Genomic DNA, 14,363 nt, shown 5'->3' with positions numbered 1-14,363 from the left:
CGAACCGATAGCGACGCAGCATAGACAACCCCCGATGAAAAAACACCCGGCGAACCGGGTGTTGAACAACTCTGACCAGAACAGGTGAGGGGTGCCTCACGCCGGTTGACTATCAGGCAGCCGGAGTTGCTGCTTTCTTGCTGGAATTTTTGTGATGCTTTTTAGCTGCTTGAGCTTTCTGGGCCGGGGCTTTTTTGCCGCTGGCTTTATGGTGCTTTTTGGCCGCCTGAGCTTTTTGCTCGGTGGTTTTCTTCGCGTGATGTTTTTTCACGTGAGTAGTTTTAGCCGGTGCTGTCTGAGTAGTGGCGGCTGGTGCAGCAGCAGGAGCGGCAGCTTCAGCGGCGAACGCGATAGATGACAAGCCCATTGCAGCGGCAACAACCAGAGCTAATACTTTTTTCATCGGTAGATCCTCAAATGTCTGTTGGTTTGTAACCCCACTGCGGGGCCGTTGAAACAATCTTATGCAAACCGAGGATTACTTTCCGTGAGTGATTGGTTTCGGCGTGTAACCTAATGTACGAGTACCTGGGGGAGGGAGCGTTGCAGCTTTGCAGGCCGTGATAGCTAGCATATTTGTGCTGCTGTCACGGATGATGCTGAACACCGCCACGCAGTGCGTGTATCAAAATAAACTAAATTAGTTACAACATACATTGATGGTTGTGCAAACTTCTCTCCTGTGGCACCAGTGCTGTAGGAGAGAACGTACACTATGGAACATCCGCAGGCTTAGTAGGTAGAAATAGGGCAGGATACTATTACGGCAGGCATGCCGGTGCGCAATGCCCCGGAAGATTCACGCTAACGTAATCCTATCCCCCGTCGCCGGGCTAATCGTTTTAGGCAACCACAATTGCCCCCAAGGACCGGTGCAATGGCAGCCCATTACTTTCTCGGGTTTGATTTGTTTGAGAAAACGCTGTACCTGCAATAAGCGTAGCGGAGAGGCATATCTCAGGTGAAAGCCGCCAATCAGCGCGTGGATCTTATCGATACCGGTGATCTTCTGGCAGTGCCGCACAATATTGATTATTCCCCGGTGGCCGCAGCCAGTGATGATAATCAGACCTCGATCGGATTTATAAATCAGCACTCCTTCATCGGCGACGTAATCAGGGGATTGTTGGGCATTTTCAATAATGCCGTAGGCTTTGGGGGCAGGCACCTCGATTTCACCGGACCAGAGGAACCGCTCACTGATTTGCACCGGGGCTCGTGTCAACTCCATGGCGTGGCGCGAGTAATCCACTTCCGGCGATAAACGTTTGATTTTCTTCACGCGGCCCAGAAGATTAACGGCGGCATAGCGCACGTCTTGCACGCCGGGGTGGCAAACTATTCTGCTGTTATCGGGCAACCAGGGGACGCCACCGCTGTGATCGTAATGGCCATGCGAGAGCACGGTAGCGGTCAGGTTGTCGAGGTTAATCCCCATTTGGGCTGCATTCTGTAAAAAACTGCCGTCCGGCCCGGTATCAAAAAGCACGCTGTCTGATTCATCCTGAACTAGCAGGCTCAACCCGGCTTTGGCGATTAACGCTTTATCCGCCCCGGCAGCCCGACGGTTTTCAAGTAACACATTGATGGTTAGGGTCATGTGGACTCTGTTTGGCAAATCCGTACGTTAAGCTATACCAGTAACACCTTAACGTACGGAGGGGGCGGAGATTACAGGTAACGGCTTTCCAGATGCCGGCGGAAATAGCTTGGGTCTAACGTCTTACCCGTGGCGTTGGTGATCAACGTATCGGTAGGGTAACGGCTGGCGTGACGCCAGATGTTTTGCTGTAACCAATGGAATAGCGCGGTTAAATTACCGGCAGCAATATCTTCGCCCAGCTTGGGCATTGCGCTGCGAGCACTGTCGAACAGTTGGGCCGCATACATGGCACCCAAGGTGTAAGTTGGGAAGTAACCAAAGGCACCGTCCGTCCAGTGGATGTCTTGCATACAGCCGTTGCGATAATCGCCCACGGTATCCAGGCCAAGGTAGCTGTGCATCTTCTCATTCCACAGCGCCGGAATATCTTCTACCTCGATCTCGCCCTCAATCAACGCACGCTCGATTTCATAGCGTAATATCACATGGGCAGGGTAGCTGACCTCGTCGGCATCGACGCGGATCAGGCCAGGCTTTACCCGTTGATTAAGGCGAATAAAGTTGCTTTCTTCCAGGGCCGGTTGTTCACCAAACTGATTGACGATCAGCGGCCGCAGGACTTTCAGGAAGTCACTCCCGCGAGCCAGCTGCATTTCAAAGAACAGGCTTTGTGATTCGTGGATCGCCGTCGACCGAGCTTGCGCCACGGGTTGACCCAGCCACTCACGCGGCAGGTTTTGTTCGTAACGGGCGTGGCCGGTTTCATGCACGATGCCAAGCAGCGCGGTAAGGAACTCTTTCTCGTTGTAGCGTGTAGTGATACGCACATCTTCCGGCACGCCGCCGCAGAACGGATGAGCACTAACGTCAACCCGGCCACCATCAAAGTCAAAGCCGAGCAGCTTCATCACGCTCAGGCTCAGCTTACGCTGGGTGTCGACATCGAACGGACCTTGCGGGATCAGGCAAGGCTCTTGCTGCTGTTTGGCGACCACCTTTTGCAATAGGTCGGGCAACCAGGTTTTCAGATCGCCAAAGATACGGTCCAGATCGCTGCTGCGCATGCCAGGTTCATACAGATTGAGCAACGCATCATAACGGCTGACACCCGCCGCCTGTGCGCGGATCTGCGCTTCTTCACGGCTCAGTTTGACCACCTGGCGTAGGTTATCACTAAAGCCTTCCCAGTCGTTGGCCGGGCGTTGTGCTCGCCAGGCATGTTCGCAGCGCGCACCTGCAAGGGATTTGGCTTCGACCAGCGCTTCTGGCACCAGCACGGCATTATCATACTGGCGGCGCATTTCGAGCAGGTTGGCACGGTCAAACTCATCCAGCGTTTCTTGTTGCGCACGGTCGAGCAGTTCACCCGTTTTCTGTGCCGTCAGGATTTGATGCTTCAACACGCTCAATTCCGCCAGGGCTTCGGAACGCGCCTTATTGCCACCCGGCGGCATCATGGTTTGCATGTCCCAGCCGCTGATGGCTGAAAGGTGGTCAAAACGCGAAAGGCGGGTGAATAGGGCGCGAAGTTGGCCGTAGGCCGTAGAGGATGATGCAGATGTCATTTATTCAACTCCATAGTGGGTCCGTTGAACCAACGGGGCCGGATCGTTATGCCGGTTCTGTTTTGGTATCTAAAGGGGGTTTAATCGGCCAGCAGAAGCGGAAACTGGCGCCGCCCAAAGAGCTTGCCTCCACAAAGACCTGGCCCTGATAGGCCACGGCGATGGAATGCACGATCGCCAACCCAAGCCCGCAGCCGCCGGTAGCGCGATCGCGGCTGGGATCGAGGCGGACGAAGGGTTCGAATACCCGTTCGCGCTCTTCTGGCGGAATACCTGGGCCATCGTCTTCCACCTGCAGGCACGCGGCGTCACCGTCAAACCACAGGCCAACGCGTAAACGCCGTTCGCTATAGCGCAGGCCATTGTTGACCAGGTTGTCTAACACGCGCTCCATCAGCCGCAGATCGACGCCGCCAAAGTCACCGACATGCGGGATGTTCAGCTCAATGTCGCGCTCTGGATGGATCAACTGGATATCGGCCACCTTATCCTGTAGCCAGCCGGGCAAATCGATAGGCTCAATATTCAAGGCTACCTGAGGCCGATCCAGACGCGCATAGGTCAATAGCTCGTCGATTAGGGATTCTAGCTGGCCGATATCCCGATTCAGCGCCTGCTGCTCGCCGTCGGTCAGGTTATCGCTCATAGCTAACCGGTAGCGCAGGCGTACCAGCGGAGTCCGTAGCTCATGGGCAATACCGTCAATCAGCTGCTTTTTACTGACAATCAGCGTGTTGACGTTATCGGCCATCTGATTAAAAGCAACGCCAAGCCGGTAAAGACTCGAGGTGGGTACAAAGTGTGTACGTTCATCGAGATGCCCGGCCCCCAGACGTTGGGCGGCATTTTCCAGTTTCAGCAAGTCTTGCCAATGCGGGCGCATCCACAGGAACACCGGCAGGGCCAGCGATAAGCCGATAAAAATCAGCAGCACCAAATCCAGGATGCGCATCTGGTGCAGATAAAACAGATAAGGGATGGGGCCAACGACCAGCACGTAGTGGCTACGGGGAATGCGCTGCATAAAGGTATAGCGATCGTCCAGCGCGATAATCTCCCCTAGGTGCAGCCGCTTGGTGAGGTCTTCATTCAGGTTCTGCTTACCGAGAGGCTCGATATGCAGTTTGAACGACAGGTTTAAATCCAGGGTGGCGATGGTTTTGTTCCAGTCCTTTAGCGGGATCTCCCGCAGCTCGCTGCGCATCAGATACAGCGAACTTTTCATCAGGTCGTCCATCGATTGGCGCCCGGCACGTTCGGCGGTGACCTTGTAAACCAGACCAACCAGCATCGCCATCACCAGAAAGCAGACGAACAGCAGTAAAAAGAACTGCACGAACAGTTTTCTCATTGTTGCACCGATGCCCAGGCGTTGGGGGCAAACAGATAGCCTTTGTTACGCACGGTCTTGATGCGAAACGGCTCCAGGGCATTGTCATACAGCTTGCGGCGCAGGCGTGAGATGGCCACATCAATGCTGCGATCCATACCGTCGTAGCTGACGCCGCGCAGGTTCTGCAGCAATGCTTCACGGGCCATGATTTGCCCGGCATGGGTCGCCAGTTCCCACAGCAGATCGAAATCTGAGGTGGAAAGGGTAACGATCTCTTCCCCCAGCGTCACTTGGCGGTTGACCGGATCGATGCACAGCAAACCAAAATGCACGGCATTATGCTGGGTGATGTTCTGTGTTTGCTCTTCTTTTGGCTGGTTGCCACCGTGTTGGCGCAGGTGTAAACGCAGGCGAGCCAGCAGCACCGCAGGCGGTGTGGTTTTCAGGATGTAGTCATGCGCACCCATTTCCAATGACAGGATGTGATTCATATCGCTGTCCAGGGAGGTGAGCAACACGATCGGGCCGGGATAAACAGGGCGCAGATCGCGGCATAGTGTCATCCCATCCTTGCCGGGTAGCATGATATCCAACAGCACCAAGTCTGGCTGTTCCCGCTCAATACAGGCCTGTGCCGTATCGCCACGGGGTTCGATGATGACGTCAATGTCATGTTTGCCCAGATAGGCGGCAATCAGTTTGCCAACTTCAGGATCGTCTTCTACAAAAACAATTTTAGTCATAATAGGGTGGTTTTATAGGAAAAACGGCATCCAGCATAGCGCGCTGATCGGTGTTGCGCCATGCCCATTATTCAGCGCAGCGGTCGCCCGCCATCCACGCCGTGAGTGCGCCCGGTGACGTAGCGGCTGCCCATCAGATAATCCACCAGATTGACCACTTCACTTTCCCCTGGGGCGATCTGCATCAGGGATTTGGTCAGCGCCTGCTGGCGATAGGCTTCATCGTCACCGGTGTTGAACATAATTAGTGCCGGGGCAATGGCATTGACTTTGACATCGGGGGCCAGTTTACGGGCAAAGGAACGGGTCATATTATCCAGCGCGGCCTTGCTGGCTGCATAGGCAATGTGCTTGTCGCTGCCTTTCTCCACCACATAATCTGTCAGGTGGATAATATCGGCACCGGCTTGCCCCTGGCCAAGCAGGCAGGGCTCCAGCAGTTGGTTTAACAGGTAGGGAGTGTAAACGTGGATCTGGAGCATTGAAGCCATCACCTGTTCCGGCGGAGTCTCGGCGGATTCTGCCAACCAGGCACTAGCGTTATGGATCACGGCGCGCAGCTTTGGAGCAACCTGTTTTACCTGATCGGCAAAACGATAGATCCCTTCGTGGGCAGAGAAGTCGCCCTGCAGGCAGATCGCGCCAAGGTCTTGGAGTTCGGCTAATGCCGGGTATTCACTGCGATAGGCGATAATGACCGGAACGCCCCGCTGTAAGAACGACTTGGCCAGAGCCAGCCCAATTCTGCGGGCACCGCCGGTGATCAGCACAGGGGCCGAGTTGTGAGAGACCATCGAGTAAAGCTCCTGAGCAAACTGGCAAACATTAAGGTAATTATGCCATTATACGTCAGAAAGCGGATAACGCTTGCCATCGATGACATTTCAGCACTGGCCACCAGAAGGGTAACGAAGATGAACAACGATCATCTTGCATTCGTCGCGCGCAGTGAGAGAGTCTGTTTTGACTACACCCATTTTTTATCTGCCTCCTGTAAGAAGCAGTGGCGTTTTATCGATGCAATCTATGGCGTGATGCCCATCTTTGGCATGGTAGTGAAATCGCGCGTGGCAGACTCACGCTCACGTCAGGAGCAGTTGAAAGAGTTGGCGTTACAGGTGGTTTCGACGCAGGTCAGCGATGAGGTCAACATTGTTCGCCTGATCGATCTGGCCCGGCAGCAGCAGTTGGTGGTGTTTGATATTCAACTGCCGTATCCGCTGGCGGCGGAGCAGTTGGTCGCCATTGAGAAAGAGTGCGGCGAATCGGTGGTAGTGACGCAGGTGGGCGAGCGGATCACCATTAACGCCCAACCGGTGGGTAGCAATTAACCGGGTGAATCACCCGGTTAATTGGGTCGATCAATGTAACATAAACCATCCGGCCGGGAGGGTTGCGGCCAACAGCAGCATAACGGTGCTTTTCTCTAGCCGGTTGAGCAATTTCACATCCTGATGTCCACTGCGGGCATACATAAACACCAGCAAGCCAGGTGCATACAGCAGTACCGACATCAACAGGTGCATCAGACCTGAAGCATAGAGTAGCCACAGCCCATACAGGCAGGCACCGCTGGCGGCGAAAATCAGACGCTTGTCCTGCCGCTGACGCGCCACCTTGAACAGGAAGGCTCCCACCAGGAAATACGGCACCAGGATCATCTCGGAAGCGATGGTCAGCAGCGAGTTGTAGTTGCTACCGGTCAGCCAGATAATCACCAGCGCAATTTGCACCGCACCATTGGTCAACCACAAAGAGGCGGACGGGGCGTGGTTGCGGTTTTGCTTGCGGAAAATCTTGGGGAAAGCGCCGTGTTGAGCGGCCAGCAGAGGAACTTCGGCCGCCATGATGGTCCAGCTGAGGTAAGCCCCGCAAACCGAAACGATCAGGCCAGTGGCGATGATCACATCACCCCAAGGGCCGATCAGATCAACCATCAGCACCGCCATTGACGGGTTACGCATTTCCGCCAGCTCACTGCGTGGCACCACGCCGAGCGACAGCAGGGTGATCACCAGATACACCGCCAAAGCGGAAATCACGGCCAGCATGGTGGCGCGGCCAACGTCCTTTTTCTGCCGGGCACGGGCGGAAACCACCACAGCACCTTCAACACCGATAAACACCCACAGGGTGATCAGCATGGTGTCTTTCACCTGTTGCCAAACTGGTGTACCAAGGGCAACGCCGTGGAAATCCAGGGTAAAGGTCTCCATGCGGAACGCGATAGCGGCCAGCACGGCAAAGAGGCCGAGGGGCAGCAACTTGGCTAGGGTGGCCACCAGATTGATGCTGGCCGCCGTTTGCACGCCACGCAATACCAAGGCATGGACGATCCACAGCAACAAGGATTCGGCGATCAGCGCCTGCCAGGTATTGCCATCACCCAGGATCACCGTGCCGCTTCGGTCAGTAAACAGGCTCAGTGCGGCAAACACGATCACCAGATAAGAGACGTTGGCGATCACTGCACACAGCCAGTAACCCCACGCAGAGCAGAAGCCTACCAGTTCGCCAAAGCCTTCTTTGGCGTAGGTAAAGATGCCACCGTCCAGATCGGGACGCAGGCGTGTCAGCAGCAACATGGCAAAGGCCAGGAACAGAATACCGACGCCGGTGATGGCCCAACCAATCAGCAAGGCCGCCGGGCTGGCAACTTCGGCCATATTCTGTGGCAGGCTAAAGACGCCTGCACCCAGCATTGAGCTGAGCACCAAGGCGGTTAACGCGGTAAGACCAAGTTTTCTTTCCAATGATGGATCCCGAGACAGAATAAACAACTATGCGTTCCGTGCAGGCCAGCCATAACGTCATGGCAATTACCGCAAGGGCAGGCAATGGAGCTAAAAATTGGCGCAAATTCTAAGGGGAGATGCTTGCGGATGCAATGATTGGTTATGCGCGATGGATAAAAACTTATTCAGCAGCGGCATAAAAAAAGGCTGCACGGTGGCAGCCCTTCGAGCAAGGAGACAACAGTGATTATTTGAACAGATCGGCACTGACGGTCAGGTTGCCGCCGCTCTTGTTCTGCCACTGGCGCGTCACATGGTAGTACTTGGCGCCTTTCTCAGCGGCACGCTTGGCCACTTCGGTAGAGACGTCTGTCATGCTGTTGAAGTGGCCGGTAAAGGTCACGGAATCAAACGGCACCATCTGCGCTGCTGTGACGTTATTCACTTCCTGGATCTTGGTCCCGTTCGGCAGAGTTACAGTGTAACGCTGGCCGGTAGACGTCTGAGTCTCGAAGAAGCGGCCAACGTCGCGGGCTGGTGAGCCGGAAGAGGCAACGCCTGGGATCTCGACCTTGGCGGCTTCTGCACCACCGGCAGCCAGCATGGCTTTACCGGCTTCAGAATCGGCAGGTACGGCATCCGGGCTCTGCACCATACGTTTCGGCGCATCGGCTTTATAGATATAAGCGGTAATGAACTGGTTGCCGCCCTGGTTGGCATCCACCTGACGCACGATAAAGAACGAGGCAGCGCCTTTCTTCTGTGCGGCTTTGGAGATGGCATCGTTGATGTCTGGCTGGCTGCGGTAGAAGCCGCTGACGGTCACGGTATCGTAAGGTTCAAGCAGGAAGGCTTCGTCCTTCGGCAGCTCTTTCACACCGTTTATCACGCGGTACTTGGTCTCTTTGCTGACTTCTGGGGCATCTTTATGATAGACGTCTGCGGTGACGCGCCAGTTGCCGCCATTGTTACTGTTGTTGATGTCCTGGATATAGAAGGCATCGGCCCCCATTTTATCTGCACGGCGAGATACGGCATCGGCAGCTTCGTTGATGGCAATAAAACGGCCGGTAATGGTGATGCGATCAAACGGCTTGATGGCCGCTGCTTTCTCAGGAGTTAACTCTTGCGCGGCATGCACAGACAGCGCAGTAAGTGATAACAAGGCTGATGCGATGATCGTGGTCTTCAGCTTCATAAAAAATCCTTTCGCCAAGCGCAGTAACGTTTATAACGTGCTGAACAGTTTAGGTGTAATTCAGCCGCAGATTATGCCATGTAACCTTGGCAGGTGTCTCAGCATTTTATGTGATGCGATGCGACAAAGCTGAGCCGCACTAGGTGAACCACGTTGGGCCAACAGGTTATAAGTTTCAATAATAAAGCGTTTAATCTCATTAATGTTAATTATTCACAATTTTATAACTTTTATGCTCGCTGTCCCCGGCTGACAGGAAATGGCCTAGGCCAGGTTCTGCACAATAGTGCGTTGAAAAGGGCCTTCCAGACAGTTTTTGCATCCAGATTTGAGATTTGTCATAGCCTTAGCTGCATTTTTATGTAAAAACTGACGGGTAAACGTAAGCAATTATGGATCATCGATCACATTTTCAGTAGGTTATAGGTGGCACCTTAATTTGCAGACAGGCAAGGCTGATAAAAAACTTGCCAGCCGGTGCTATCGCTATGGGTAAGACGATAATAAACATCATCAGAACAGGTGAGAAGGGAACATTATGCGTATTGGTGTACCAAGAGAACGGTTGGCCAATGAAGCCCGAGTTGCAGCAACGCCGAAAACGGTAGAACAGCTGCTGAAACTGGGCTTTACCGTCGCGATCGAAAGCGCGGCGGGAAAACTGGCAAGCTTTGAAGATGCAGCTTATCAAGCCGCAGGGGCGACAATTACCGATACAGCCGATGTGTGGCAATCGGATCTGATCCTGAAGGTTAACGCACCTCTTGAGGAAGAAATTGCGTTAATGCGTGAAGGCAGTACGTTAGTCAGCTTTATCTGGCCTGCACAAAATCCAGAATTGATGGCGAAGCTGGCGGCCCGCAACGTGACCGCTATGGCCATGGATTCCGTGCCACGTATTTCACGTGCGCAGTCCCTGGATGCGCTGAGCTCAATGGCCAATATCGCCGGTTATCGCGCTATCGTTGAGGCGGCGCACGAGTTCGGGCGTTTCTTCACCGGCCAGATCACCGCCGCTGGTAAAGTTCCCCCGGCCAAAGTGATGATCATTGGTGCTGGGGTTGCTGGCTTGGCCGCTATCGGTGCGGCTGGTAGCCTGGGGGCGATCGTTCGCGCCTTCGACACCCGCCCGGAAGTGAAAGAGCAAGTGCAGAGTATGGGCGCAGAATTCCTCGAGCTGGACTTTGAGGAAGAAGCAGGCAGCGGCGATGGCTATGCCAAAGTAATGTCTGAAGCCTTTATCAAAGCGGAAATGGCGCTGTTTGCCGCCCAGGCAGAGGAAGTGGACATTATCGTGACCACGGCGCTGATCCCTGGCCGCCCGGCACCAAAGCTTATTACCAAAGAGATGGTGGCTTCCATGAAGCCGGGCAGCGTGATTGTCGATCTGGCCGCGCAAACCGGTGGCAACTGTGAGCTGACCGTGGCCGACCAGGTGACCATCACCGAAAACGGCGTGAAGATTATCGGCTATACCGATCTGCCAAGCCGTTTGCCGACGCAGTCCTCACAGCTTTACGGCACCAACCTGGTGAACCTGCTGAAGCTGTTGTCGAAAGAGAAAAACGGCGAAATCGATATCGATTTCGAAGACACCGTGATCCGTGGTGTCACCGTGGTTCGCGATGGCGAAGTTACCTGGCCAGCACCGCCGATCCAGGTATCCGCCCAGCCGAAGCAGGCTGCCGCTGCACCAATCGAGAAAGTTGAAAAGAAACCAACCTCACCGATGGTGAAATACGGACTGATCGCGCTGGCGATTATCCTGTTCGGCTGGTTTGCCAATTCGGCACCGAAAGAGTTCCTGTCTCACTTTACCGTGTTTGCGCTGGCCTGCGTGGTGGGTTACTACGTGGTCTGGAACGTCAGCCATGCATTGCATACCCCGTTGATGTCGGTCACTAACGCGATCTCAGGGATTATCGTGGTCGGTGCGTTGTTGCAGATTGGTCATGGCGGCTGGGTGAGTTTCCTCTCCTTTGTCGCGGTACTGATCGCCAGCATCAACATTTTTGGTGGATTCACCGTCACTCAGCGCATGCTGAAGATGTTCCGCAAAAACTAAGGGGTAGCAAAAATGTCTGGTGGATTAGTTACAGCTGCATACATTGTTGCCGCTATTCTGTTTATTTTCAGCCTGGCTGGTCTTTCGCGCCATGAAACGTCCAAGCAGGGCAACCTGTTCGGCGTGGCTGGGATGGCGATCGCGCTGATCGCCACCATCCTCGGGCCGGATTCCGGTAACGTGGGCTGGATCATTATCGCGATGATCATCGGTGGTTCCATCGGCGTGTATCTGGCCAAGAAGGTCGAAATGACCGAAATGCCGGAACTGGTGGCGGTACTGCACAGCTTCGTGGGTCTGGCTGCGGTGCTGGTCGGCTTCAACAGCTACCTGGATCACGGTACGGTCGCCATGGAGCCGGTGATGGAAAATATCCATCTTACCGAAGTGTTCCTCGGCATCTTTATCGGTGCGGTGACCTTTACCGGCTCTATCGTCGCCTTTGGCAAACTGCGCGGCATCATCTCTTCCAAGCCGCTGATGTTGCCTAACCGTCACAAGCTGAACCTGGCTGCTCTGGTGGTTTCCTTCCTGCTGATGGTGCTGTTCGTACGTACCAACAGTGTTGGTTGGGAAGTGTTCGCACTGTTGATCATGACCGTGATTGCTCTTGGCTTCGGCTGGCATCTGGTTGCGTCAATCGGTGGGGCAGACATGCCGGTGGTGGTATCGATGCTGAACTCCTACTCCGGTTGGGCAGCGGCGGCGGCAGGCTTTATGCTGAGCAACGACCTGCTGATCGTGACCGGTGCGCTGGTCGGTTCTTCCGGTGCGATCCTGTCGTACATCATGTGTAAGGCGATGAACCGTTCGTTTATCAGCGTGATTGCCGGTGGTTTTGGTACCGATGGTTCCTCAACCGGTGACGCAGAAGAAATGGGCGAATACCGCGAAACCACGGCGGAAGAAGTGGCTGAACAGCTGCGTAACTCCACCTCGGTGATCATCACCCCAGGCTACGGCATGGCGGTGGCGCAGGCGCAGTATCCGGTAGCGGAAATCACCGAGAAGCTGCGTGCGCGTGGCATCAAGGTGCGCTTTGGTATTCACCCGGTGGCGGGGCGTTTACCGGGCCACATGAACGTGCTGCTGGCGGAAGCCCGCGTGCCGTACGATGTGGTGCTGGAAATGGACGAGATCAACGATGACTTCCCGGACACTGATACCGTCCTGGTCATTGGCGCCAACGACACGGTGAACCCGGCGGCGTTGGAAGATCCACGCAGCCCTATCGCCGGCATGCCGGTGCTGGAAGTGTGGAAAGCGCAAAACGTTATCGCGTTCAAACGCTCGATGAATACCGGCTATGCCGGGGTGCAGAACCCGCTGTTCTTTAAAGAGAACACCCAGATGCTGTTTGGCGATGCCAAGGCCAGCGTGGAAGCGATCCTGCGCGCGCTGTAATATCACTGTAGGAAAAACACAATGCCAGCCACTTCTCAGTGGCTGGTATTTTTTGTATTGAACCCTTTCTCAGAGCGAGGACCGATCGAGTTTGCTGAGATGACCTCTTTACTTCCAAAAGCGCAGAGGCTAACAGCTCCCTCTCCCTGTGGGAGAAGTACTATTGTCCGTAATAGGCGTTCTTGCCGTGCTTACGAAGGTAATGCTTATCCAACAGCACCTGCTGCATGTTGCCAATCCCCGGCGTCAACTGCCGTGAAAAAATCCCCATATAAGCAATTTCTTCCAGTACGACCGCATTATGAACCGCGTCATGCGCATCCTTGCCCCAGGCAAACGGTCCGTGGGCGTTGACCAGTACCGCCGGGATGGCGCTTGGGCTGATGCCGCGCTCGCGGAAGGTTTCAATAATCACCTTGCCGGTATCCAGTTCATAATCGCGCTCTATTTCATCTGCGGTCATCAAACGCGTGCAAGGGATCGCGCCGTAGAAATAGTCGGCATGAGTGGTGCCCCAGGCAGGGATATCCAGCCCGGCCTGTGCCCAGATGGTGGCATGGCGTGAATGGGTATGCACAATGCCGCCGATGTCGGCAAACTCGCGGTACAGCGCCAGATGGGTAGCAGTATCCGAAGAGGGTTTCTTACTCCCCTCGATCCGTTGGCCATCGCTCAGATTGACTACCACCATATCCTCCACCTGCATATGCGCATATTCGACGCCCGAAGGTTTGATCACCACCAACCCGCGTTCGCGGTCAACGGCGCTGACGTTACCCCAGGTAAAGGTCACCAACTTGTGGCGTGGGAGGTCGAGGTTGGCCTCCAATACCTGCTGTTTTAGCTGTGGCAGAGTTAGCATGTCATTCCTCCTTGCTGCATTTGCTGTTCAATCCAACGGCGGGCTTGCACGATCTCGGCAACCGGTTCGTCGGCCTTTTCGGTCCACATCTCAATCAGGAATGCGCCACGATAGTTGAGCTGCTTCAACGTGCGGAACAGGGCGACAAAATCCACACAGCCTTCACCGAATGGCACATCGCGGAACTGGCCGGGTGACGTCTCAGTGACCGGGAAGGTGTCTTTGAGGTGAATGGCCGCGATGCGGTCAATACCGAGCTGCAATTCTTGCGCTACATCGTTACCCCAGGCGCTGAGATTGCCAACGTCCGGATAGACCGTGAACCATGGGGAAGCCAGCAGGGCGTCCCAAGTTTTCCACTTGCTGATGGAACTTATGAATTCGGTATCCATAATTTCGACCGCCAGCATCACCTGCGCGGCAGCGGCACGTTCCACCGCCCATTGCATCCCCTCGGTAAAGCGGGTGAGAGTTCCTTCATCCTGCTGCTCGTAATACACGTCATAACCCGCCAACTGAATGGTGCGGATGCCAACGTCTTTGGCCAACTGGATCGCCTGTTCCATGATCAGATAAGCCTGTTGCCGCGTGGCCTCGTCATGGCTGCCGAACGGGAAGCGGCGGTGGCCGGAAAGGCACATCGAGGGGATGCTGATGCCGGTTTCCAACATGGCGCTGACCAGCGAAAGACGCTGCTCTTTGTTCCAGCTCAGACGTGATAAACGCTCATCACTTTCATCGACCGACATCTCGACAAAATCAAAGCCGCAGGCTTTTGCCAATGCCAGCCGCTCCGGCCAACTCAGGTGTTTCGGCAGCGCTTTTTCGTAAATTCCCAACGGATGCTGGCGCATA

General features: G+C 54.9%; 13 protein-coding genes. 3 read left to right on the top strand and 10 right to left on the bottom strand.

The features are described 5' to 3' along the window. Positions 1-112: 112 nt before the first annotated feature. The 6 genes from asr to folM form a co-directional block, all read right to left on the bottom strand. Positions 113-403 (bottom strand): acid resistance repetitive basic protein Asr, encoded by a 291-nt coding sequence (asr, locus tag IMQ33_RS20960; protein WP_065685761.1) that lies wholly within the window; start codon positions 401-403, stop codon positions 113-115. A 396-nt stretch (positions 404-799) separates the two neighbouring features. Then, positions 800-1,600, bottom strand: coding sequence for an MBL fold metallo-hydrolase (locus tag IMQ33_RS20955; protein ID WP_098931022.1), 801 nt, complete (start codon positions 1,598-1,600; stop codon positions 800-802). Positions 1,601-1,671: 71 nt separating this feature from the next. After that, positions 1,672-3,168, bottom strand: coding sequence for a carboxypeptidase M32 (locus IMQ33_RS20950; RefSeq protein WP_196061609.1), 1,497 nt, complete (start codon positions 3,166-3,168; stop codon positions 1,672-1,674). 46 nt (positions 3,169-3,214) lie between these two features. Next, complete coding sequence (gene rstB, locus IMQ33_RS20945; RefSeq protein WP_065685764.1) at positions 3,215-4,519, bottom strand: two-component system sensor histidine kinase RstB; 1,305 nt, start codon at positions 4,517-4,519, stop codon at positions 3,215-3,217. Beyond that, positions 4,516-5,244, bottom strand: a complete 729-nt coding sequence (gene rstA, locus IMQ33_RS20940) for a two-component system response regulator RstA (RefSeq protein ID WP_021806502.1) — start codon at positions 5,242-5,244, stop codon at positions 4,516-4,518. The genes rstB and rstA overlap by 4 nt, the downstream gene beginning before the upstream one ends. Positions 5,245-5,315: 71 nt before the next feature. Beyond that, on the bottom strand, positions 5,316-6,038 hold the full coding sequence (gene folM, locus IMQ33_RS20935; RefSeq protein WP_024486780.1) for a dihydromonapterin reductase: 723 nt from the start codon (positions 6,036-6,038) through the stop codon (positions 5,316-5,318). A 120-nt stretch (positions 6,039-6,158) separates the two neighbouring features. On the opposite strand from folM, the gene IMQ33_RS20930 reads away from it, so the two are divergent. Continuing rightward, the gene (locus tag IMQ33_RS20930; RefSeq protein ID WP_098931026.1) at positions 6,159-6,575 is read left to right on the top strand and encodes a hypothetical protein; all 417 of its coding nucleotides are present in this window, start codon (positions 6,159-6,161) and stop codon (positions 6,573-6,575) included. Between the two features lie 30 nt (positions 6,576-6,605). Here IMQ33_RS20930 and IMQ33_RS20925 read toward each other — a convergent pair whose 3' ends face one another. Both IMQ33_RS20925 and ydgH read right to left on the bottom strand, forming a co-directional pair. Continuing rightward, the gene (locus IMQ33_RS20925) at positions 6,606-7,997 is read right to left on the bottom strand and encodes an amino acid permease (RefSeq protein ID WP_065685766.1); all 1,392 of its coding nucleotides are present in this window, start codon (positions 7,995-7,997) and stop codon (positions 6,606-6,608) included. 229 nt (positions 7,998-8,226) lie between these two features. Beyond that, entirely contained in the window at positions 8,227-9,177 is a 951-nt protein-coding gene (ydgH, locus tag IMQ33_RS20920) for a DUF1471 family protein YdgH (protein ID WP_024486777.1), read from the bottom strand. 538 nt (positions 9,178-9,715) lie between these two features. Here ydgH and pntA point away from each other — a divergent pair. After that, complete coding sequence (gene pntA / locus IMQ33_RS20915) at positions 9,716-11,242, top strand: Re/Si-specific NAD(P)(+) transhydrogenase subunit alpha (protein WP_024486776.1); 1,527 nt, start codon at positions 9,716-9,718, stop codon at positions 11,240-11,242. 12 nt (positions 11,243-11,254) lie between these two features. After that, positions 11,255-12,646 carry a Re/Si-specific NAD(P)(+) transhydrogenase subunit beta gene (gene pntB, locus IMQ33_RS20910; RefSeq protein ID WP_021177867.1) on the top strand — a complete coding sequence of 464 codons (1,392 nt, stop codon included), beginning with the start codon at positions 11,255-11,257 and terminating at the stop codon, positions 12,644-12,646. A 160-nt stretch (positions 12,647-12,806) separates the two neighbouring features. Here the strand turns inward: pntB and araD are convergent, their stop codons facing one another. Both araD and IMQ33_RS20900 read right to left on the bottom strand, forming a co-directional pair. After that, complete coding sequence (gene araD, locus IMQ33_RS20905; protein WP_065685767.1) at positions 12,807-13,508, bottom strand: L-ribulose-5-phosphate 4-epimerase; 702 nt, start codon at positions 13,506-13,508, stop codon at positions 12,807-12,809. Further along, positions 13,502-14,362, bottom strand: coding sequence for an L-ribulose-5-phosphate 3-epimerase (locus IMQ33_RS20900; RefSeq protein ID WP_196061608.1), 861 nt, complete (start codon positions 14,360-14,362; stop codon positions 13,502-13,504). Before IMQ33_RS20900 ends, araD begins: the two co-directional genes overlap by 7 nt. Between the last annotated feature and the right edge of the window lies 1 nt (position 14,363).

Source organism: Serratia sp. Res13-Sevr-LER1-36-b, assembly GCF_015673035.1.
Lineage (GTDB): Bacteria > Pseudomonadota > Gammaproteobacteria > Enterobacterales > Enterobacteriaceae > Chania > Chania fonticola_C.
The sequence above is the reverse complement of the archived record's forward strand: the minus strand, read 5'-3'. Positions and strand labels throughout refer to the sequence as shown.